Origin of the sequence: Thauera sp., from assembly GCF_047601425.1 — a bacterium.
In the GTDB taxonomy this organism is placed as follows: Bacteria; Pseudomonadota; Gammaproteobacteria; order Burkholderiales; family Rhodocyclaceae; genus Thauera.
On sequence record NZ_JASGJL010000001.1, the window covers coordinates 1,868,267 to 1,887,646 of the forward strand.

Genomic DNA, 19,380 nt, shown 5'->3' on the forward strand with positions numbered 1-19,380 from the left:
TTGGAACAATGTCCCTTTTTGAGTTTTCAGGTTTCACACCTATGGTTTGCGAACTCCACAAGCATCCTGGTCAGGGAGCCCTCATTCCACTCGATATCCATTATCACCCAACGATTATCTCTATGGCGCAGGACAACCGTGTCCGTCCACTGAAAATCACCGTTGGCAAGTCGAGCAGAGACACGCGCCGTACTGGCTCTGATATCGGTCTTTGTGGAAACAAGGGCGTGGGCGCCGTCCGGCCATTGGAAAAACGGACTTTGATCCAACATATGAGGCTTGATATCCGCCGGCACCAGTTTCGCACAAGCTCTTTCGTAGGCACGCTGGGCTTCCAGGGCCGAAAAAAGCTCCTGGCCCAGCAGATGTCGTACTGCACCAAGGCCTTTCCCCGGCTCCTCCGGGCCTGGCTGAATCACCCAGGCATAGAAATCCCTGACGGTGTCAGCAGGCGAATCACTTGCAACAGAGCCAAATGGGCTGAGGAACAAAAATACTGCCAGTAAAGAGACGTAATTTCGTATGTGCGGTCTAGACATAATGGTTTAACGCGTGGCGGCCCGACTCCGTAGTAACGTGGATTGGGTGCGGAAGTCCGCATACAGAGCCACACGGTTGGCGCGGTGGCGCAACCTTTGGATACAGGAGGCGGGCCATGACAAAGTCTAGCAACCTTTACGTGGGCATGGACGTACACAAGGAGTCGATCGACATCGCGCTGGCCGATGGGCAGGGGCGACAGGAAGTGCGCCATTACGGCAGCATCGGCGGTGATCTTGCGGCGTTGGATCAGGCGATCAGAAAGCTACAGGCTACGGGGAAGACACTTCACTTCGTCTATGAGGCCGGACCCTGCGGTTACGTGATCTATCGTCACCTGGCGGGTAAGGGCCTGGATTGTGTCGTCGTGGCGCCTTCGATGATTCCGAAGCGCAGCGGTGATCGCGTCAAGACCGACCGGCGCGATGCCGAAATGCTTGCGCGGCTGCACCGCGCCGGGGAATTGAGCGCGGTCTATGTCCCTCACCCTGAGGATGAAGCCGTCCGTGATCTGACGCGGGCGCGTGAGGATGCCAAGGAAGCGCAGACGCGGGCGCGTCATCAGCTCAACAGCCACGCCCGTCGCGTGCTGACCGAAGCGGCCTGGGCCTACCGACTGCCGGCGCGAATCACGCCGATCATCGCCAAGCGCCAGGACAAACTCGCCAAGCGCATCCGCGACATTGCCTGGAAGGCGCAAGTGCGGCTATGCAAGCGCTATCGCACCCTCCGGGCGAAGGGCAAGGAACAGAACAAGGTCATCACCGCAATCGCCCGCGAACTGTCTGGCTTTGCCTGGGCAATTGCCCGCGAAGTGTCTGCCGTCGTGCCGAAAGACGGCTTACCCACAGGCGCTCCGCTCCGTGCGTGAGGGGCGCCTGCGCTCCGCGCCTGTGGATAAGCCTGTGTGGGTGGGCGCGCGCCGGAAAAACCAACGCCATGGAGGTACCTATCGAACGATGAATCAGCCTGCGTGCAGGAAACGGGGTGCGGTCGCGGTATTCGGAGAATCCTCGCATTCGTTATGAGCCGGGCATTGTGTCCCGACGCTCGCTCCTAGGGCGAGGCCGCTCCGCGACGAATAGATGTCAGGCGGTAACCAACCCGCGCATATCAGCATGATCAACCGTCGCTACCACCTTGACCCCGCCCCGTTCCCTGCGCGCAGATTGCGATCACCCATTACCGCGTCATTACGCCGGTGGCCTTTCTCGTCCCGGTTGACAGGATTAAACCATATCAGCGAATGAATTCAGCGGCTGCTGTCAGCCGTCGCCTTGGGGAAGGGGTTAGGTGCCAACTTTCGCGACCTCGCTGTACGTGGGCTCGCTCGCCGAGAGAACGTTGACGACGAAATTGTCAGCGAACACGACAAAGTGCCGCATCTCTCGATTGACAAGCCTCGGGTGGCCAAGGTTGAAGGTTGCTGCCCCCCAACCATACTCAGCTAGTAGAGCTGAATCATCTTCCTCGTAGAGAAAGTCGGTGAGCTTGCGTGCGTTCGAGCCGAAAGAAAACACTGGTTCTGGGCAAACGACGAAGTGGCCGACCCCGGCGATGCGGACGGCGTACTTGCGGGACGCTGGTAGGACCATGAGGGGAAGACCAACAAAACCATCGGGTGGGCCTTCGAGCAGCTCTTCAAGGCCGATGGAGAGAGCCCCGTCCTCGAAACCGAGCTCTCGGATAACGTGGTACTGCGGCATGTCTTGGTTGGCGCCTAGCGTAAGTTTCAGCGGGCGGCAAACTGCGCAGCGGTTTGACGATCCGCTGCAAGGGAATTGTTAGAACTGCTACTCATTGAACATGTTCTTTTGAGCTGCATTCATTGCCATTTCAACGGTGTAATCCGGTAATTGCGTAACCGGGTACTGATTCGTTATCTGGATGTGCTGGACGATTGAGAAAGCGAGATCTACCGCGAGCTGAAGATCATTCCCTGTTAATCCGGCTTGAGACCAGACCTCCCTAGTATCAAGAACCGCATCCTTGTCTATGTGGAAGTGCGTCTTGTCTCGGATGTGCTTGAGCTTTTCTGTTGCGTACTCAATTGAAGTCATCTTACATCCTTCCTTCTGAAGGTAACTGTTGATGATTCCAGAGTCAGATTTGTATAGGTACCAGAAGGACGCTGATTTTGAGTTTCTGTCGAATGCCTTAATGCAGTGCGCAATGTGATCGTTGAACATGGCGTTGTATGCGGAGTGCAGAAAGTAGCTTCGGGCTCCAATCACGCGACTGATACCCTGTAGTGAAGTGCGATGAATTATTGCCCATTGAAGCTCGGCACTCACGCGTTTGACGGCAGATTTGTATCGAGCGCGCTGATCGTTCATAGCAGTTCTAACGTGGAAGTGAGCGGCCTGCGCGGCTTTTTGCGCAGGTCCGCTCGACTGCAGGGTTATGCATCGGGTTGAAGTCACCCATGGACAAAAACCTTGTGATCTTTGCCTCTGTTATCTCGCGCGGCAACGATGACTTCCTGACCACCCCTCACTAACCGATATCTGAGGTGCACCTCAGGCAATGCGGAGGGAGTGACTCTGTGATTCTCCATGTGCTTGGGTAACCACTTCATCCAGTATTCAATGGACTTGTGAAGCTTCGCCGGATATTCGCCGGCTGGTGAAACATGACCGTTGGCGAAATTAATGTCAAGCTCATGGCCGGGAACTTGGTGGGCCAACTCAGATAAGACGTCAATGATGTATTCGTCGTCAACGTAGTTCATAAGGCTCACGAAGGAATGGCCAAAGTTGTGAAGCATGGCGTCAATGTGCTTGTACTTCATGGCGTAGTCGGTCGTTATGAGCTACGGATTAGATTAGATGCATAACGAATGAAAGGGACTTCCCCGTCCCGGTCTGACCGCATTGCGGTAATCGGCACCTGAGTGCCACGATGGGAAGTGCGAACTCTCATCAATCCGTCCGGAAAGGGGAAGTCCATGAGCATTGTGACCGTTGGAATCGATCTCGCCAAGAACGTGTTTGCCGTGCATGGCGTCAATGAAGCCGGCCATGCCGGGTTGGTACGCCCGACAGTACCACGTGAGAAGCTGCATGAACTGATCGTCAGCCTGCCGCCGTGTGTGATTGGCATGGAAGCGTGCTCGGGTGCGCACCACTGGGCGCGCTTGTTTCAGGCCGCCGGCCATACCGTCCGGCTGATCGCGCCGAAGTTCGTCACGCCTTATCGCATGAGCGGGCGGCGCAGCAAGAACGATGCGGCCGATGCGGCTGCATCTGCGAGGCTGTGCAACGGCCTCACATGCGCTTTATACCGACCAAGACGCTCGATCAGCAATCGCACTTGATGGTGCATCGCGCCCTCCAGGGCTTCGTTGAGCAGCGCACCGCTACGCTCAACCGCATCCGGGTGGAGCGAGCCGCGATAAATTCGCCGCGTGAAGCGCGATAAACGAATAGCGCACCGCTTTTGCATTGGGAAACAAATTTGAGCGGTGCGAAACGTCACCAGTTGCAGATCAGTAGTTCCTGAGTGGGCTTGGTGTCGGGCCTTGCCGGACTTGCTGGATATGTCAGCGGGAACGGGGTTCGTGGGGGCGCTGCAACGCTGCCACGGGTCGCCCGTCTTTTTTCAACTGCTTATGCCCCCCTGCCGTGACGCCTGGCTTGGGAACGATGTGTAAGCGCACACGCTTTTAAACAACACAAATGGAATCGACCAGGCTGGCCGTGATCTCTCCAGTTACCGGATGAGCCGTTGCGTACCCTGGGCCGTCCTCCAGGGCGAACTCGAACGGGCCCAGGATGTGCTGCTCCGGCGAGAAGTACGCCAGCACAGCCCCTCGGCCTTGTTTGCTACCGAGCCCCTCGGCAACCAGCCCCCAGCAGCGGTTCGAGAACCTCAGAATCTGAGGGCTCACTACAAAGTTACGGAACTCGTCGTACTTACCAACCCAGCCGAAAGTCAGCCCGTTTGCGGCCTCAGGCAGGTGGGCGTAGGAATTGCTGCCGTCCACTTTTCGGCCAGACGCCAGCGCTTGCCATGAGCCGATCGTTGTCGCCCGCGGGCCATCGGTGATAGTCGAGCCGATAAACCATGTCGCGTAGGACTCCGCGATGACAGTCCCCTCTTGGGACTCGAACGAAAAATGCATCTCCGCGGATACCGGGATCGATACGCCGCCGATCAAATCGATGCCGCCGCTCCACTCGATATCGTAGCGGCCGGCAGCGGTGGCGCGATCCGGCCCTGGCGTCGTCGTCAGATCAAACGTAACAGTCCTGCTGAGCGTTAAGAGCGGCGCCACGAGTTGCAGCGAATCATCTGCGTCGTAATACCCCCCCGCCAGCCAGCGCTCACCGCACGTAACAGTGTACGAGCCCAGCGGCCGCAGAATCAGACGAGAGCCGCCGCCCGGTAGGTTGAGCTCTGCTAGGCGGTCAGTGAGGGCCTGCCCGGGGGCGGCTTCGAAGTTACCGACGAAATCGATTGAATAATCAGCGTCCCAATCCCCCGGTCCAGGTCCATGCCGCTCCCAAACGCTGAACGGCGTACTGTCATAGACTTCGACCGTGCGCTCCTGAACCAATGCGACTGCGACAGCGCTTGCGGCCGGCGGCGTGCCGCTGATGATCAGCTCCCACGCCCCGCCCGCAGGACCGCCGCCCCAAATGGATGGGCCGTTTGTCACGGTCGCCCGACCTGCGGCGGGGGCGTGCTGACCCAGCAACGATGTGCTCCGCCATTGCGACCGGCGGCCGGTGATCAGCGCCTTGCTACCTGTTGAGGAAATCGCGTCGAGTAGATACCCCGGCTCCTCTTGCCCTGTCGTCGTATGAAAAAACAAACTTTCGCCGGCGGCGCTGATGCCAGACATCGGCACGCCTATCGATTGGGCAGCGCCGGGCAGGGACGAGCGCGAGAACGCTCCAAACGGATAAAAGAACAGGCTGAGGCCGGCGCTTTGCATCTGCGCCCGCACCCGCCAGCGCGACCCGTCCGGGGCACAGTAGATCCAGCCCGGCATGCCGCCGCCCCCCAGCGCCTTGCCATACAGCCGATTGTTGATGCCGCTGATGATGCCGTAGTCGAGCCACGTCCTGCCGGCCGCCGCATCGGCCGCGATTTCATCCGGCTTACGTGTATCGGGCCGCGCGCCGGGCGGGCGGATCAGATGAGCATCGCCCCCAAGCGGCGCCACGCCGGGCGTTGCGATCTGCACACCGGCGGGCGTTGTGATCTTGCCCGTGCTCGCCCGATAGACCCCATGCGCAGCGTCACCAAAGCGGGCCAGGTGCCCCAACGGCTGATTGTGCGGGGCATTGCGATCGAGGCTCACAACAATGGCTCCGCGAACTTCGCATCATCGCCGGAACTGAGTCGGATCGACTTGATCGGCTCGACTTGCAGCGTGAACAGCCCGTCGGTCAACGTGAGCGTTTTGACCGGATAGTAGGTGCGCAGCGCCGCGTCCTTTTCTTCGAATGCGCTGCCCTTTTGCTCCGATGTTGCCGGCACGCCGGTGCCGATTGCCGCGGGCCGCGCGCCCTTGGCCTCGGGCCGGACGAATTTTTTCCAGCCCGGCTCACGCTCAAGCAGACGTTTCAGAGCCTTCTCCATTGTGCTTGCATTTGAAGACACTGCGGCCATGTTACGCATCCACCTCGATAACGCTGGATGTGCGCAGCTGGACATCGGAATAGATAGCCTCGGCCATGAGCGGCACGGTGATGCGGTAGTGGACTGCGATCACCGTGGCGCTGCTGATTGACGTCCCGATCGTTACCGGGTTACCCGGCAACGCCCCATCCAGCCCGCCGGCGCTCAGCGCCAGTCTGACTGCCGTGGCCGCCAGCCCGGCGGCGGAGTCAGCGTCGTACACCTCGATCTCGATGGGTTCGCCCCCCGGGTCAAACGCAGCCTGAAGCAGACGGCCCTCGGCGTTCGAGCCGAAATAAACGATGCCGGACTGCTCACCGCCGAACGTCGACACCGCGACCGGGAGGGACGCCAGCGGGACCGTCTTGCCCGCATCCGCAAAAAACTGCCAACTCACACTCATCACATCATCTCCAGCAAATCAGTCGGAATGTCGATTTCGTACAGCGCGGCGACCGGCAAGTCGCGCGGATCGCGATCCTCTGCCGCCAGCGCCGGTGCATGCACGCGCAACTGGTGCGGGTAGTACTCGGCGTCACCGTCGCCGCCGTCTTGATAGTTTGTGGAGAACCCAACCATGGAATCCTCGTCCCACGGCGGCGATGATGCATCGCCCCCGACGTAGGTGCCGATCTCGCACGAAAATGCCCCGACCGGCGGCACATACGTATCCTCCGGCGCCGGCGGCAGCAGCCACGCCGGCATGGCGACGTCTGCATCCCCCGGCAACCCGAACGCCAGCTCGACAGACGTGATTGCAGCGCCGCTCTGTATGTCCATTTCGTGCGAGACTTTTGCGGCCTTCCCGGCAACTCGGACGCGCGACGACTCCAGCGTGATATGCCAGTCGAGCCACAGATCGGGGCGCAGCGGCAGATCAAACGCCGCACGCCCTGTGCGCGTGCTGCCGTGAATGCGCATCCGGGCGCGATCCAACAGTGCACGCAGCAGTGCATCGCGATCCGCTGGAGCCGCGCCATCGGGCTGATGCGCGACGATCCGGTCACCGATAAAGCGAGCGCGATCGGCAATCGGCAACGGCGCGATGCTCGAATCACTCGACCAATCTGCACCGTCGAATTCGGCCTGCAGCGACGCGCCGATCTGCTCTGAAACGGGAACGCCCAGGCGGGCTTCGAGCGCCGGGCAGACAACCGTCAGCGTGTAGTCCTCGGTGACGGTCTGCAGCCAGCGCGTCGCAAACCATGCGCGGAACCCCAATGCAAAAGACGGCGCCGCGGCGGCAGTGATGTACCAGATATACGGGTTGAGCTCTGATGAACCCAGGTTCCACGTCCGAGCTGGGGGGTGATCGATCTCCCGCCCGGTGAGCATCCACCCGCCGATTGAATCCGTCGCGCCCTGGATCATGGCAGTCATCAGCATCTGCTTGCCGGGCCGCACCGCGCTCCCGGCGAGCGAAATCACAGGCTGGAAGAACGTGACCGGCTGCTGGTACTGCGCCCGCGCACCACGCGCGCGCAGGCGCTCGTAGCGGTATTCGCTACGCACTTCGACGCGCGTCACGATCTCGCCGCGGCTCGGCATATCGAGCGAAAGCGAACCGTCAACGCAGTCATCGGCCCCGATCGTCTCATGCCGCAATTCCGCCCCACGCCACGGCAGCACGCGGAACACGCCGAGCGGGTCGATCGCGTACGACGCCGGCACGCTCTGTATGCGCTGCTCCAGGTACTCCCGGTTGTTTTCCGGCTCGCCATCGATCGCAACATGCCAACTCCCGCTCACTTCGGCGTCGATCCAGTCCCGCGACAGGTTCGCAGCGCGCTCCTGTAGCTGATCGTGGCACCGGCACGTGATGATGCCGGTGTTGATGTCGATCGCCGCCACGTCGACCACGCCCGTGTAGATCGTGTAAGCCACCGGATTGGCGCGAGCGGCGAACGCAATGCGCACCGGCCTGCCGATCAGCTGATCGAGCTCGTACGCCACTGTGGGCAGCATCGAAAACTCCGCGGTCGCCGCTTGATTGTCGCCATGCGAGACGCTGACACGGCCCGATAGCCGCGTGCTGATGTCCTCGCCGCCCAGGACCACCACCGCCCGCCACGCGCCATTCGGCGCGGCCGGCCAGGGCGACGCACCTGGCGCCGCAATGGCGGCGGCAACATGTACGTCGACGGGCAGCACGAATCGGTCTGGTGTCGCCACCTGGACCCGGACGGGCAGCACGATGCGGGACGCCTGCGGGGGAGTCACCGAGACCAAAACAGGCAGCGCGATACGCAGCTCGGGATCACCCGCATCGACTACCGAGAACCCCGTGAAATCGATCCCGGGCACCGTGGTCACGATCGGCGCTGCCGCGCTACTCCCTGCGCTGCCAGCCGATGCGCTGAACAGCCCCAGGAAGTAGGACTCGGCGACGTCCCGCGCGAGCACGTCGAAGCTCACCGTAACCCCGCCGCCCGTCCGGTACCAGGTCAAGCGCAGCGCGGTGATGTACCCGGGCGACAATGTATGGATGCCGTTCCGCCCGAAGTTGTAGCCGCCCGGGGCGTGCTCGATATACCCGGCGTGCTGACCAGCAGGCTCGGGCTCTCCCGTTCTGTCGACCCACACCCCATCCTGCAGGGTCTCGATCTTTGTGACGATGACCTCGCCGGACGGCGCGCTGGCATTGATCTGCACGTAGCCCATGACCGGCCGCGCAACCGTCACGACGATCGGCAGCTCGATGGGCGGCTGCCACGGCGGGCCGACAAAGCCGGCCTCGACATCGAACGTGACAACGGTCGGCGATGTGCCCAGCTCGAACACCGTACCGCCCCACACCGAACTTCCGTCTGCGCCGTAAACGTTTACGTATGCCTCGACCTGCGGCACGGCCTCGGATCCGCGGGCGGTGATGCGAATCTGGGCGGGCAAGGGCGTTGCTGGAGACAATGCCTCGAGATGGGCATCGCACCACCACTCGCCGAGCTGGCCGACATAGCCCACGCCCGGAACATATTCAGAGAAGTTACTTTCGCCCTCCTCGACGACGGGGGCGCCGGTGTAGTCGATCCACACCCCGCCGATGAAGGCTTCGAGCTTTTCGATCGTGACGATGACGTCGTCGCGCCCAGGGGAGACTCCGAAAGCAATCGAACCGCTCACGTCACACCTCCTCGCAGACCAGTTCCCACGACGCCACTGCACCGGCGGCGTCGTACTGCGGCCGCACCCCCGACAGCGCATAGACCGTCATCACCGGGTACCACAGCACCTGATAGCTCACCGCCCCCGCCAGCACGGCCAGCGTGGCGGTATCGCCCACCATGATCACCGGCACGGGCTTGATCCGCCCCGCGGCATCCACGGCAAACCCGTAGGGCTCCGCATCGGTGCGCCGCCCCGCAGGCAGCACAAAAACGTTTCCGGCGGCCTGCAGGCTACGGGCCTGCACACAACCAAGCGCAAACGGCTGCGTCCAGTCGCGGCCGGACAAGCCGGGCGGGATCAGCCCCGTAGCCGACAGCGTCGTCCGCACCTTGCGCCAGGCCTGCTGGGGCACGGCAGCGCCCTGGCCCAGCCGCAGCAGCGTAAAGCCGCCGCTATCCTCGTACTCCTGCTGAATCCGGCCGGCGGCCTGCAGCGGCAGTCGCATGCCGTCGATCATCAAGTCGGGTTGTCGGCGGCTCATCGGCGACGCCCCCGCTGCAACGCGGCCATCTGGAAGGTGCGCACGATCTGCTCCGCCACGTCATCCTGGGCAGTCGTGCTGTAGCGGCCAAGCTGGCCGAAGTCGAGCACCACCGGCGTGCCGGCGCTGGCTGCAGGGCTGGCCGCGGCCGCCGCCGTCATGGCAGCCGGCGCCATTCCCATGGCGGCCATGTTTGGCACAGCCAGGCTCGACAGCGCCGAACCGAACGCCGAGCCCGCCGCGCCGATGCGCGACGCCGCCCGCACCAGGCCGCCCTGGGCATAGCCGTTACGCCAGATATCCAGCGCCCGCATACCAAAGCGGTTGAACAACTCCAGGAAAGGCCGCGCGCCAGGCTGGCGGACCACCTCGCGGCGGTTCACGAACTCTTCCGCATGCACGATGCCGGCTGCCTGGTACTTGCTGCCCGGCCCCGTCCAGCCGCCGATCGAAAAGCCCGGAACCCCCGCAGCATCCGAAAACGTTACCCCTGACTCGGTCACGGTCTTGATCGTTACCGTCTTCTCGGCCGGAATCGCATCGACTGCGGTTTTCACACCATCCAGCGCCGTCTTGGCATCTTTCGTGTCCGCGTTCACCTTCAGTGCAGCAGCATCAGCTTTCAGCTGCACGATACGGCCCTCGATCTCGCTCAGCTCTGTACGCAACTTCGCAATGCCTGCTTCCTTCGCGGCAAGCTCCTTCTCCTTGGCCTTCGCCTGCGCTTCCAGCGCACTGGCTTCGGCCTCCGCAACGCGGTCGAAGATTTCCGCCGCGTCGGCATCATCGGTCAGCCTGTCCGCCGCCGCGCTCGCCTGCTTGATCAGCTCCGCCGCCCGCTGCGCATACTGCTGCGCCTTCTCGGCGCGGCCATCGAGTGCAGCGTTCTGCGCCCAGGTGCTGTAGCGCGTGGCCTCGCTCAGCGCATCGTTCGCCCGCTGCCTGTTCGTCGCCTCGCGCTCTTCCGGGCTCAGCATCCGGTCGCGCCGCTCTTGGGCCTTAGCACCGGCGCCGGCCACCCCCGCGCGAATGTTCGCCGCCTGGGCCAGCAGGTCGGCAATCTCGCTCTTCAGCCGCTTGGCCTCTTCGGTGCCAGCCTTGATCGCATCCACTAAGGGCGTACGCAAACGCTCCTGCGCCGCCAGCGCGGTCTTGTTGAACTCGCCCTGCAGCTCTTTCAGCTTGCCTTGGTAGCGCGCCAGCGCCTGGATGCCCTCCGACGTCGACAACGGATCGACGCCCGGCTGTGCCTTCTGGATCTCTGCCACGGCCTCGGCATAGCCACGGGCCAGCTCTTCGAACTTGCGCAAGTCCTTTTGAGCTTCCGTATCGAAAGCCCCGTTGTCCATGAACTTCGTCCAGGCTGCGCCGCGCAGGTTGGCCAGGCCGGCGGCAACCGCCCCCTCCTGCGCCTCGATCTCGGCCAGGTACTTGCGATTTTCCTCGAGCAGCGCGCGGCTCTGCGCCGCGCGGGCCGCCACCGCCCCCGCCATGAAGCTTTCGTCCGGCTGCGCCTCATTGGCCTTCAGCAAGGCCTCATCGCGTGCAACCAAAGCCTCCAGGTGGGCGATCGCCTCACGGAAGTCTGCCGCATCGCCGGCGCCGAACTTCTTCTCGCGGTCGATTCGGCGCTTTGCCTCCTCCACCCGCTCTGCGGCTTTCGCCGCCTTCTCGCCAGCGCTTTCCGCGCGGCTGCCGAACATCGACCAGGCGATGCCGGCCAGCGACAGCACCGTGATCAGCGCGCCCACCGGCCCGCCCAGCGCCGCCACCGCCGTGCCGAATGCCGCCGTCGCCGTTGCCGCCAGCCCGGTGGCCGTCGCTGCGCCCTGGGCGGCGGCCTGCATGCCGCGCAGCTTCAAGGTCGCCGCGCCCGCCGCTTCGGTCGCGGTGGTTTCCAGCCTGCGCGCTGCCGCAATCTTTGCCGCCCCCGCAGTTGCCGCCTGCGCCACGGCCTGCTCGTTCGCCACACGTTGTGCAGCCAGCGCCGACGCCTGTGCGGCCGCTCCACGCTCGGCCGCCTGCAGCTGCTGCGACAGCGCCGCCAGCTCACGCAAGCGGGCGGCACGCCCCACGTCGTTGATCTGTGCCGCCAGGCGCTGCTTCTCCAGCGCAATCTCCTGCCGGATGATCGAAGCCGTCGCCGCGAACTGCGCCTGGCGTGCCGCAATTTCCTGCTCGGCGGCTAGGCCTGCCGACAGCACCCGCTCCCGGTCGGCTGCCACTTCAAGCTGCACCGCCGCCGACTTCGCCCGGGCAGCAGCCTGGGCTGCCAGCGCAGCCTCCTGCGCCACCAACGCCCGACGGGCCTCCGCCGCGGCCGATTCCGCCGCCGCCACCTTGGCCGCCCGTTCCGCCTGGATGCGTTCGACCGTCGCCCGCACCGCGGCGTACTGCGCGCCCACGAAGCGCCCGCCCAGCACCGCCGCCACACCCATCGCCCCGGCCGCCAGCACATTGAAATGCTCCGCCAGCGCCACGATGCCCTTCACCAACGCCGCTGTAACCCCGCTGACTTCGTCTGCGTACCCCACGAACTCGCTGAACGCCGTATTCAGCAGGGTCAGCGCATCGGCCAGAGCGGTCGGCATCCCCCGCACCTGCGCCATCACCGTTTCGTTGCCGCTCACCAGCGCCTGCGTCAGCATCTCCACCGACAGCTTGCCGCTGATGCCCAGCTTGCGGATCTCCGCCTCGGCCATGCCCGACGACTCCGCCAGCAGCGACACCACCGAGGGCATTGCACTCAGCAGGGTCTGCCAGGTGTCCACATCGACCCGCCCCGCCTGCAAGGCCTTCGACAGCGCCGCCTGCGCCTGCGCGCCACGTTCTGCACTGGCGGCATTCACCACCAGCAAACCGCTGAAGGTGTCGATCGCGTCGATGCTCTCGTTCAGCGACAAGCCCATCTGCCGCAGCACCGGGCTCATCTGGATGAACGATTCGCGCGTCTCGTTGATGCTGCGGTAGGTCTCGTTGGCGCTGCTCACCATCCGGCGCTGCGCCTGCTCGTATTCCTCCGTACTGTCCGTAGCAATGCGCATTCGGCTGGCGTACTGGCCGTAGGCATCAGCCGCCTGGCTCAGCTCGCGGAACCCCAGCAGCCCGGCTGTGAAATGCCCCATCCTCGCCATCGAGGCGGTCAGCGCGCTGGTCGCATGGGCAGTCTGGTCAATCCGGTTCTTGACATCGCCTACGCTCTGCCCGAACCTCTGCATCTCGCGCACGGCCTCGGCGCCATTGGCCGAAATGCGCAGACTGATTGATTGATTCGTGGATGCCATGCTCAACCTGATTGGGTTCCTGTTCGCCGCGGTGACGCTGTTCGTGATGGGCAGCGTCTTTCACACCGCCTTCGGCACCGGCGCGCTCGTCGCGGCCATCGCCGCCGTGGTGCTCACCGCCCTCTACCTGCCCGGCAAGGCCCCGCGCCGCTAAGCGCGCCCCGCTGCGGCCTCGTCCAGCGCCGCCATCACCTTCCTGAAGCCGTCCTGCGTCGCCTGCGCGGCACGCGCCACCACCAGCTCATCACGCTGCCGTTGCGCCGCCAGCATTCCGTGCGCGCGGGCGAAGGCGGCCAGCTGATCCAGCGTGTAGCCGCGCACATCGGAAAACGAATGCCCGGCCTCGATCAGCCGGGCGATGACAAGCGGCCAACCCCCGCCAGCATCCGTTCCACGGCCCCCAGCAGCAGAGGGCCGTACCGGACGAAAAAACTGCGGTTCGCCTCGATTGCGGCATACAGCAGGGCGGCAACGTCATCGAGCACCATCGCCTCGATCTCCTCCTGCGGCTGGCGGGTCAGCAAGGCCACGGCCTCGATCGCCACGTCCGGCTGCTCCACCAGGAGCCGCATCGGATCCATCGCCCCATCCATCCCGGTGCGGCGCAACAGGGCCATCAGGGGCGGCAGCTCGCCCAGCGTCAGCGCGCCCACCTGCACCTCGCGGCCCGCCACCTTCACGCCCACCACCTGCGGCAGGATCTGCGCCAGGCCGTCCTGGTCCTGGTCTTGTTCGGCTGGCGTATCCATCAGAACATCACCGCCCGGCCGAACACGCCCAGGTCACCGTCCGCCGGCTTGGTCGGGTCACCCAGCACCGTGCAGTTCAGCACCGCCTCGCCGCGGCTCTCGTTGATGAACTGCATCGAGGCTGGCAGCACCTTGGCGTAGTAGAAATCGAACGCCATCCGCGGCATGCCCTGCACCGCGGTGTTCTTGCCCGAAATGTGAATCCACTGCTCGCGCTCGGTATTGCTGAGCATCTTGATGTAGCTCACATCAGCGCCAGGCGTGAAGCTGCCCAGCAACGGCCCCACAAACGGCCCGCCCGCCGTCAGATCGATGATCTGGCCGCGGCCTGTCTTTGCATCCAGCGTGTAGTTCGTGCCAAGGGTCAGCGTCTTCGCGCCCGCGGGCGTGCTGTCCTCGATCGTCACCGCACCCACGTCAAAGGCGCCCAGCAAGAAGGTCATGCCCACCGCCAGCGCAGTCGGCGTTAACTCCTTGTCGACCACCGCGGTCGTATCCTGAGCAACCTTGTCGCCGCCCAGAATCAGCTCCCAGTTGGTCGTATTGACGTTGTGCATCGTGATCGCGATCGTTGCTTCCACGCCCTGGTACATCGACAGGCCAACCGTCCGGAAGCCGGTATGGTTCTCCTTGAAGTCCTCTTTCTGCGGGCTCGGCTCGAACTGGATGCTCGAGCAATCGCCCAGCCAGTTGCCGCCGACGGGCATGCCATTCACCCGATTGAAAAAGTCCACCGTGCCCTGCAGCGACCAGTACTTCAGCTCCTGCCCGTTCATGCTTCACTCCCTTCGGATTCAACGTCTTCGGCTACGCCAGCATCACGCAGCCACTTCACATTCTCGGCCCGCAGGCCCAGCTCGCGCGGCTTGATCACCTCGCCCTTCGGCCAGCTGCGGCCGGCATACTGCAGCGGGCGCTTCAGCAGCATTTCCTGCGGCACTCCCTCGGCCTCGGCCACCGGTTTGCCCTTCGTATCCTTTCCAGCCATCACAGGCCTCCTATTCCAGGGTTTCGGTTGTCACGACCAGGTCAGCGGCGTGGCACAGCACGCCTGCGAACATCACCGGGCCAGCCGCTTGCAGCTGCGCCCCCAGCTCCTTCTCGAACAGCGTCGTCTGCACCGCACCGCCCAGCGTCGGGTCAGCCTCGATTGCCAGGCGCACCGCATCCACCAGGTCGTCGAACACCAGTTCGCTCTGTGCCTCGTCCGACACGGCCATCAACCCGCGCAACAACCAGGTCGTATGCACGAATGCCCGGCTGGCGCCGTTGCGCGCCACTCGGAATGCCAGTCGGCGCACGTACCAGCCGCGCAGCTGGTCGCCCTCGGGTAGTTGCACCACGTACAGGGCGCGCAGGCGCGCCATATCCTTCGCATAGCGCTCCCAGGCATGCACCACCCCTACGTCCGGTACGGCAGCAAGAGCGGCCACCAGCGCGGCGCGGGTGGCCGCAGTGTTCTGACTCATCGTTGGATTCCAATGCGTGCGGCGATACGGCCCACGGCCGCGCCGAAGTTGTCGACCAGCTGGCGCCGGTTGGCGGCCAGCGCTCTGTTGAACATCCCCACGCCCAGGGTGCCGCGTTGCGCGATTGCGCGCGCCACCGCCCAGGCGGCGGATTCCGCCTGCTCGCCGCGCACCCCCAGCTTCTGCTTCGCCCATTCCACCAGCGGCTCGATCGGCGGCATGTGTGGGCCGCTGCCCAACTCCACGGGCACCGCATAGGCCAGCGAGCTACCCACCATACCCTCGATCGCAATGCCGGGCAGCACCCGTACGTCACCGAGGATCGATGCTCGCAATGTGCCGTGCGTCGTGGGCGTGCGCTCTCGCACCTCAGCCTGCATGTGCGCTGTCGCCTCGTGCATGTAGCGGCCCATTTCATCGACCACGACCTGCGGCGACGCCTCCATGGCTACCGCCAGCAGCTCGATGTCGTGCGCCTCGAAATCGACCCGGATCATCAGCGCCTCCGGTAAAGGCGGCCGCGGCCGTGACTGGTGGGCAGATCCAGATCCACCACCACCCCGGCCGCCTCGATACGCGGCTGCTCCACGCCCTGGGCGTTGATCTCGATGCCCAGCGTGGCGAAATAACGGTTGCGGTACGCCTTGGCACGTGCCGCCCACTCTCGCGCCGGGTGGGCCTTATCCACGCTGTCTGCGGCAATCGTCGGGTCGGACGCATTGGCATGCACCGTCGCCACTTGCTCGGCAAGCAGGCTGGCGGCATAGCAGGCCACCGCCTCGCGATGCGCGGCGGGCAGGGTATCGGCGGTGTCGGAAAGGAGATGAGGGGCGGAATACACCAAGCGCGCGACCTGGTCGGCCGGCAGCTGCATGGCAAGCTGGATTTCCTCGCCCAGCGGCGCGCGATAGACGCGCCATGCGGTAGCCGGCAGCGGAGTTGAACCCGGCGGCGTTTCGATGCTGCGCAACTGGCTTTCGCCCGGCGCCCACTGCGCAGGCAGCGGCAGAACGGCGCCGCCGGCGCTGATCACATCCTCGACGACCCCACGCGGCCGGTCCGCGCTGTAGCGCACCAGCGCCAGCCCAATCGCACGCTCGCGCTGCGTGGGTGTCACCCACTGCGCGGCATCGCGCACCAGGTCATCGACGAGATCTCGGAATTCGGCCAGCATCCTGCACCCCTTGTGAATGGGCGCATCGTGCCGCGCGCGCGCGGCAGGGCTGGACTAAAGCGGTTTGGTTTGTCGTCAGCGCGGGCCAGTCACGGGCAGCACCGCATCGAGCACCAGGCGGTCGCCGTTGCTGGTGTCCGCAGTGCAGCTCAGCAGGTATTCCGTGCCGGCCAGTCCGCCCAGCAGCCGCGCCAGCACATTCGTGCCCGACACTGCCGGCACACCGGCCAGCATCGCCTGCGGCGCGGCATCGACGCCTTTGCGCACTGTCACAACCACGGTTGCGCCTGGCGCCAAGGTCACACCTTCACCCAACTCACGGGCAAAGCGGAACGTCACGGTAACAGCCTCGGCGGGCCGCTTCTCGGGAAGCCTCTTGATCATGCACCCACCACCCATCGCCGCCCGGCGGCATCGACAGTCCAGCGCGGCGATTCGATCAGCACCAACGCTTCCGCATCCACGGCAACGGCCGCGCCGGCGGCGGTGGCGTGGCCCGCTGCAGCCAGATCCACTTGTACGACCAGGTAGCCGGCCCCCATCGCTCGAACAAAACCCGCACCGGTCAGCGTCACTTCGGCCGATACGAGCCCGGCGCCGTCCGCCACAGCACCGCCACTTGCGGCCAGGGGATGCGCAGCACCCGCATCGGCCCGAGCTTGGCCCCGGGCGCTTGCACCGCCTGCAGCTTGCAGTCGCAGCTGCAGCACCAGCGCGGCGGCCCCCAGTGCCTGAGCTGCACCATGGGCAGACAGCTGCCCAGCCTCACTCCCAACAACAGCAGCACTGCCTGCCGCCCGCGCCGCGCCACCAGCCAGCGCTTGCAACTCCAGCGCGAGCGCGGCATGCCCTGCACTCCGCGCCGCAGCGGCACCAGCGAGCAGAAGACCGGCTGACAGGCCGGCTTCGCCCGCAGCACGGGCAAGGCCGGCGGCATCGAGGGACACATTGGCGACCGCCGCACTATCCGCTGTCGCTTTACCAGTCGCGACGGACAGGCCAATGGCAGAGAGGGCAATATCGACAGCTGTGCGAGCCGCGCCGGCAATAGATCCTGCGCCTGCCGCAGCGAGCGCACCGACACCTATGGGCGCCGCACTCCCGCTGGCGACTGACACGCCGACGCCGGCGATTACGAGATCGGCGGATGCGAGCGCCGCGCCTGTCGCCTGTGCGGCGCCGGCAGCGCCGAGCGGCTGCTCGAGACCGGCATCGAAATATGCCGGGTCAAAATATGCTGGGTCGAAATACGCCATGTGATCGATCACCAGGGCGTCATGAAGAGCGGGGTGGGCGCGCGCCTGGGTACTGCAGCTGCGGTTGGAGCAGCGTCGCCATCAGTACCGAAACCGACAGCAGCGATACGCACATAACCAGTCGAATCGGAGCCTCCCATCGAACCGAAGCCGAAAATGCCCTCAGAAATAATGCGGTTCGCAGCTGTATCTGTCAGCTCAGTGAAGTTATCAGGCTCAATCGTATCTGCCGCCCACACTTTCGCGCCGAACCGCACCAATCCCGGCTCAGTCTCAACTCTCACACGCATGCAATACACTGTGTTAGCCAGCAGAGGAGCATAGAAAAAAGCGAAACGGGAGCTCTCGGCGCCAATGATGCGGCGACGAATCTCAAGCGCCGTGTTATCTCGGTGGTGGAGCACCTGATACCCAGAAGCTCCATTGACAGATGCTACTGTGCCCCGCAACACAAGCATCGGAATCGTCTTAACAGCTACCGTCGAGTGGTACCGCATGTACGCCTCAGTGACGCCACTCGTTTTAGGCGCGTCCGGTATGTACGCAATTGCGCGTCTGTTAGCCGAATCTCTGAACGAGAGACACCCGTTAACAATTGTCACCGCATCGACAACATCCCAGATGCGCACAATGCTGGACGGGAGCGGCCCGTCCGGATAGTCAGAAAAGTCGGCGAAGTATTGCGCCATCAATCACCCCACTCACCCGCGGCGACGACCTGAGGCACCGTTTGAGCAGCACCGATCGCCTTCCGCATCACCTGGCTCTGCACATGCACAGCCGCACCGCGCGCGAAGGCCGCCATCGCTACGGCCATGGCATCGGCAGGAGACAACCAACGAGTGACATCTTCACGGTCGGTGAACGGAATCGGCGCCGAAGACTCGGCAAGCAAGGCGGACGTCGCCGCCGCGTGGATCGCTAGTAGGTTTCCGAAGTCTTCATCGCGGATTTGGATGTGGCCCACCGACTCGTCCGGGAACGTGTATGCCACGCCATCGGCTCTGCGCTCAGCTCGCTCGATTTTGACCCGCCCCCACGCCAGCCCCTTCACTTCGTCGAGCGGCAGTTCCTCGACGGCCCATTCAATCACGCAGGGCGTTGACGATGCGTCGATCTGCCGTTCTCCGTATCGTTGCCACCATTCAAGCTGCGGCCGGACAACGACGCAGCGGACAACGTTGTGCAACGCCAGCTCATCATCGCTGAGATATTCCGGGTTGATGACGCCGGGGATCAGCTCTCGCAGCGACGACGTCGGCGCTCCGTCCGGCAGCATGTAATACATCATCCAGCCGGCCCTCCATCACAGATCCAAACCAGGCCCACACCGCGGCACACCAGCACATTACGGGCATTCGGCGCATCGTCGAACTCGGGCGCAGCACCGTGCATCCACTGCGCGCCAGATACCGTGATTGCCCGCCCCCCGGATTCATCGTTGTCGAGGATCAGCGTCAGGAATTCGGACAATCCGGCCTCGACGGCCGGCAGCGTAAACGTGACGTTCTCGACCACACGGCCGAGTTGCACCGCGCCGTCGTCGAGGCCGATCGTGACCGCGCCGCTGATGTCGCCGAGGTTGTGCGCGTCGGTAACGTGGCGTTCTTCCCAGGCCGTGCCGCCCACGCCTG

At 64.2% G+C, this 19,380-nt stretch carries 24 protein-coding genes and 1 pseudogene; 3 read left to right on the forward strand and 22 right to left on the reverse strand.

The genetic code is table 11. The features are described from left to right. Nucleotides 1-26: 26 nt before the first annotated feature. Entirely contained in the window at nucleotides 27-491 is a 465-nt protein-coding gene (locus tag QM748_RS09100; RefSeq protein WP_415246669.1) for a DUF3828 domain-containing protein, read from the reverse strand. Nucleotides 492-655: 164 nt separating this feature from the next. Here QM748_RS09100 and QM748_RS09105 point away from each other — a divergent pair, with 164 nt between their 5' ends. Further along, complete coding sequence (locus tag QM748_RS09105; protein ID WP_415246670.1) at nucleotides 656-1,411, forward strand: IS110 family transposase; 756 nt, start codon at nucleotides 656-658, stop codon at nucleotides 1,409-1,411. A gap of 418 nt (nucleotides 1,412-1,829) precedes the next feature. Here QM748_RS09105 and QM748_RS09110 read toward each other — a convergent pair whose 3' ends face one another. The 3 genes from QM748_RS09110 to QM748_RS09120 all read right to left on the reverse strand — a co-directional run bounded on the left by QM748_RS09110 (nucleotide 1,830) and on the right by QM748_RS09120 (nucleotide 3,331). Next, a complete protein-coding gene (locus tag QM748_RS09110) occupies nucleotides 1,830-2,246 on the reverse strand; it encodes a hypothetical protein (RefSeq protein ID WP_415246671.1) in 417 nt (138 codons plus the stop codon). Between the two features lie 87 nt (nucleotides 2,247-2,333). Next, nucleotides 2,334-2,729: a hypothetical protein gene (locus QM748_RS09115; protein WP_415246672.1), complete on the reverse strand. Its 396-nt coding sequence runs from the start codon at nucleotides 2,727-2,729 to the stop codon at nucleotides 2,334-2,336. A gap of 230 nt (nucleotides 2,730-2,959) precedes the next feature. Beyond that, nucleotides 2,960-3,331 carry a hypothetical protein gene (locus QM748_RS09120; RefSeq protein ID WP_415246673.1) on the reverse strand — a complete coding sequence of 124 codons (372 nt, stop codon included), beginning with the start codon at nucleotides 3,329-3,331 and terminating at the stop codon, nucleotides 2,960-2,962. 156 nt (nucleotides 3,332-3,487) lie between these two features. Between QM748_RS09120 and QM748_RS09125 the strand changes: the two are divergent. Continuing rightward, nucleotides 3,488-3,918, forward strand: a pseudogene (locus tag QM748_RS09125) (IS110 family transposase); the annotation flags it as partial. Between the two features lie 286 nt (nucleotides 3,919-4,204). Here the strand turns inward: QM748_RS09125 and QM748_RS09130 are convergent. From QM748_RS09130 to QM748_RS09155, 6 genes are read right to left on the reverse strand one after another with little or no spacing between them, the layout of a single operon-like run. Continuing rightward, nucleotides 4,205-5,848 (reverse strand): hypothetical protein, encoded by a 1,644-nt coding sequence (locus tag QM748_RS09130; RefSeq protein WP_415246674.1) that lies wholly within the window; start codon nucleotides 5,846-5,848, stop codon nucleotides 4,205-4,207. Further along, nucleotides 5,845-6,159, reverse strand: coding sequence for a hypothetical protein (locus tag QM748_RS09135; protein WP_415246675.1), 315 nt, complete (start codon nucleotides 6,157-6,159; stop codon nucleotides 5,845-5,847). The genes QM748_RS09130 and QM748_RS09135 overlap by 4 nt, the downstream gene beginning before the upstream one ends. 1 nt (nucleotide 6,160) lies before the next feature. Further along, nucleotides 6,161-6,571: a hypothetical protein gene (locus tag QM748_RS09140; protein ID WP_415246676.1), complete on the reverse strand. Its 411-nt coding sequence runs from the start codon at nucleotides 6,569-6,571 to the stop codon at nucleotides 6,161-6,163. Continuing rightward, nucleotides 6,571-9,288: a hypothetical protein gene (locus tag QM748_RS09145; RefSeq protein WP_415246677.1), complete on the reverse strand. Its 2,718-nt coding sequence runs from the start codon at nucleotides 9,286-9,288 to the stop codon at nucleotides 6,571-6,573. The genes QM748_RS09140 and QM748_RS09145 overlap by 1 nt, the downstream gene beginning before the upstream one ends. Nucleotide 9,289: 1 nt before the next feature. Next, entirely contained in the window at nucleotides 9,290-9,814 is a 525-nt protein-coding gene (locus QM748_RS09150) for a hypothetical protein (RefSeq protein WP_415246678.1), read from the reverse strand. After that, complete coding sequence (locus tag QM748_RS09155) at nucleotides 9,811-13,098, reverse strand: tape measure protein (protein WP_415246679.1); 3,288 nt, start codon at nucleotides 13,096-13,098, stop codon at nucleotides 9,811-9,813. Before QM748_RS09155 ends, QM748_RS09150 begins: the two co-directional genes overlap by 4 nt. Here QM748_RS09155 and QM748_RS09160 point away from each other — a divergent pair. Further along, on the forward strand, nucleotides 13,088-13,252 hold the full coding sequence (locus tag QM748_RS09160; protein WP_415246680.1) for a hypothetical protein: 165 nt from the start codon (nucleotides 13,088-13,090) through the stop codon (nucleotides 13,250-13,252). The genes QM748_RS09155 and QM748_RS09160 overlap by 11 nt on opposite strands. On the opposite strand, the gene QM748_RS09165 is transcribed toward QM748_RS09160, so the two are convergent. From QM748_RS09165 to QM748_RS09220, 12 genes are all read right to left on the reverse strand, one after another. Further along, on the reverse strand, nucleotides 13,249-13,419 hold the full coding sequence (locus QM748_RS09165) for a hypothetical protein (RefSeq protein WP_415246681.1): 171 nt from the start codon (nucleotides 13,417-13,419) through the stop codon (nucleotides 13,249-13,251). The two genes, QM748_RS09160 and QM748_RS09165, sit on opposite strands and share 4 nt — an antisense overlap. A 26-nt stretch (nucleotides 13,420-13,445) precedes the next feature. Next, nucleotides 13,446-13,847 carry a hypothetical protein gene (locus tag QM748_RS09170; RefSeq protein WP_415246682.1) on the reverse strand — a complete coding sequence of 134 codons (402 nt, stop codon included), beginning with the start codon at nucleotides 13,845-13,847 and terminating at the stop codon, nucleotides 13,446-13,448. Further along, the gene (locus tag QM748_RS09175; protein WP_415246683.1) at nucleotides 13,847-14,623 is read right to left on the reverse strand and encodes a hypothetical protein; all 777 of its coding nucleotides are present in this window, start codon (nucleotides 14,621-14,623) and stop codon (nucleotides 13,847-13,849) included. Before QM748_RS09175 ends, QM748_RS09170 begins: the two co-directional genes overlap by 1 nt. Further along, nucleotides 14,620-14,835: a hypothetical protein gene (locus QM748_RS09180; RefSeq protein ID WP_415246684.1), complete on the reverse strand. Its 216-nt coding sequence runs from the start codon at nucleotides 14,833-14,835 to the stop codon at nucleotides 14,620-14,622. The genes QM748_RS09175 and QM748_RS09180 overlap by 4 nt, the downstream gene beginning before the upstream one ends. Nucleotides 14,836-14,845: 10 nt before the next feature. After that, nucleotides 14,846-15,316, reverse strand: coding sequence for a hypothetical protein (locus QM748_RS09185; RefSeq protein ID WP_415246685.1), 471 nt, complete (start codon nucleotides 15,314-15,316; stop codon nucleotides 14,846-14,848). Then, nucleotides 15,313-15,813: a hypothetical protein gene (locus QM748_RS09190; RefSeq protein ID WP_415246686.1), complete on the reverse strand. Its 501-nt coding sequence runs from the start codon at nucleotides 15,811-15,813 to the stop codon at nucleotides 15,313-15,315. The genes QM748_RS09185 and QM748_RS09190 overlap by 4 nt, the downstream gene beginning before the upstream one ends. Further along, nucleotides 15,813-16,490: a hypothetical protein gene (locus tag QM748_RS09195; RefSeq protein WP_415246687.1), complete on the reverse strand. Its 678-nt coding sequence runs from the start codon at nucleotides 16,488-16,490 to the stop codon at nucleotides 15,813-15,815. The genes QM748_RS09190 and QM748_RS09195 overlap by 1 nt, the downstream gene beginning before the upstream one ends. A 75-nt stretch (nucleotides 16,491-16,565) precedes the next feature. Beyond that, nucleotides 16,566-16,874, reverse strand: a complete 309-nt coding sequence (locus tag QM748_RS09200; protein ID WP_415246688.1) for a hypothetical protein — start codon at nucleotides 16,872-16,874, stop codon at nucleotides 16,566-16,568. After that, nucleotides 16,871-17,758, reverse strand: coding sequence for a hypothetical protein (locus QM748_RS09205; protein WP_415246689.1), 888 nt, complete (start codon nucleotides 17,756-17,758; stop codon nucleotides 16,871-16,873). The genes QM748_RS09200 and QM748_RS09205 overlap by 4 nt, the downstream gene beginning before the upstream one ends. Continuing rightward, complete coding sequence (locus QM748_RS09210; protein ID WP_415246690.1) at nucleotides 17,755-18,435, reverse strand: hypothetical protein; 681 nt, start codon at nucleotides 18,433-18,435, stop codon at nucleotides 17,755-17,757. Before QM748_RS09210 ends, QM748_RS09205 begins: the two co-directional genes overlap by 4 nt. After that, complete coding sequence (locus tag QM748_RS09215) at nucleotides 18,435-19,037, reverse strand: hypothetical protein (protein WP_415246691.1); 603 nt, start codon at nucleotides 19,035-19,037, stop codon at nucleotides 18,435-18,437. The genes QM748_RS09210 and QM748_RS09215 overlap by 1 nt, the downstream gene beginning before the upstream one ends. Continuing rightward, nucleotides 19,034-19,375, reverse strand: coding sequence for a hypothetical protein (locus tag QM748_RS09220; protein ID WP_415246692.1), 342 nt, complete (start codon nucleotides 19,373-19,375; stop codon nucleotides 19,034-19,036). The genes QM748_RS09215 and QM748_RS09220 overlap by 4 nt, the downstream gene beginning before the upstream one ends. Nucleotides 19,376-19,380 lie beyond the last annotated feature (5 nt).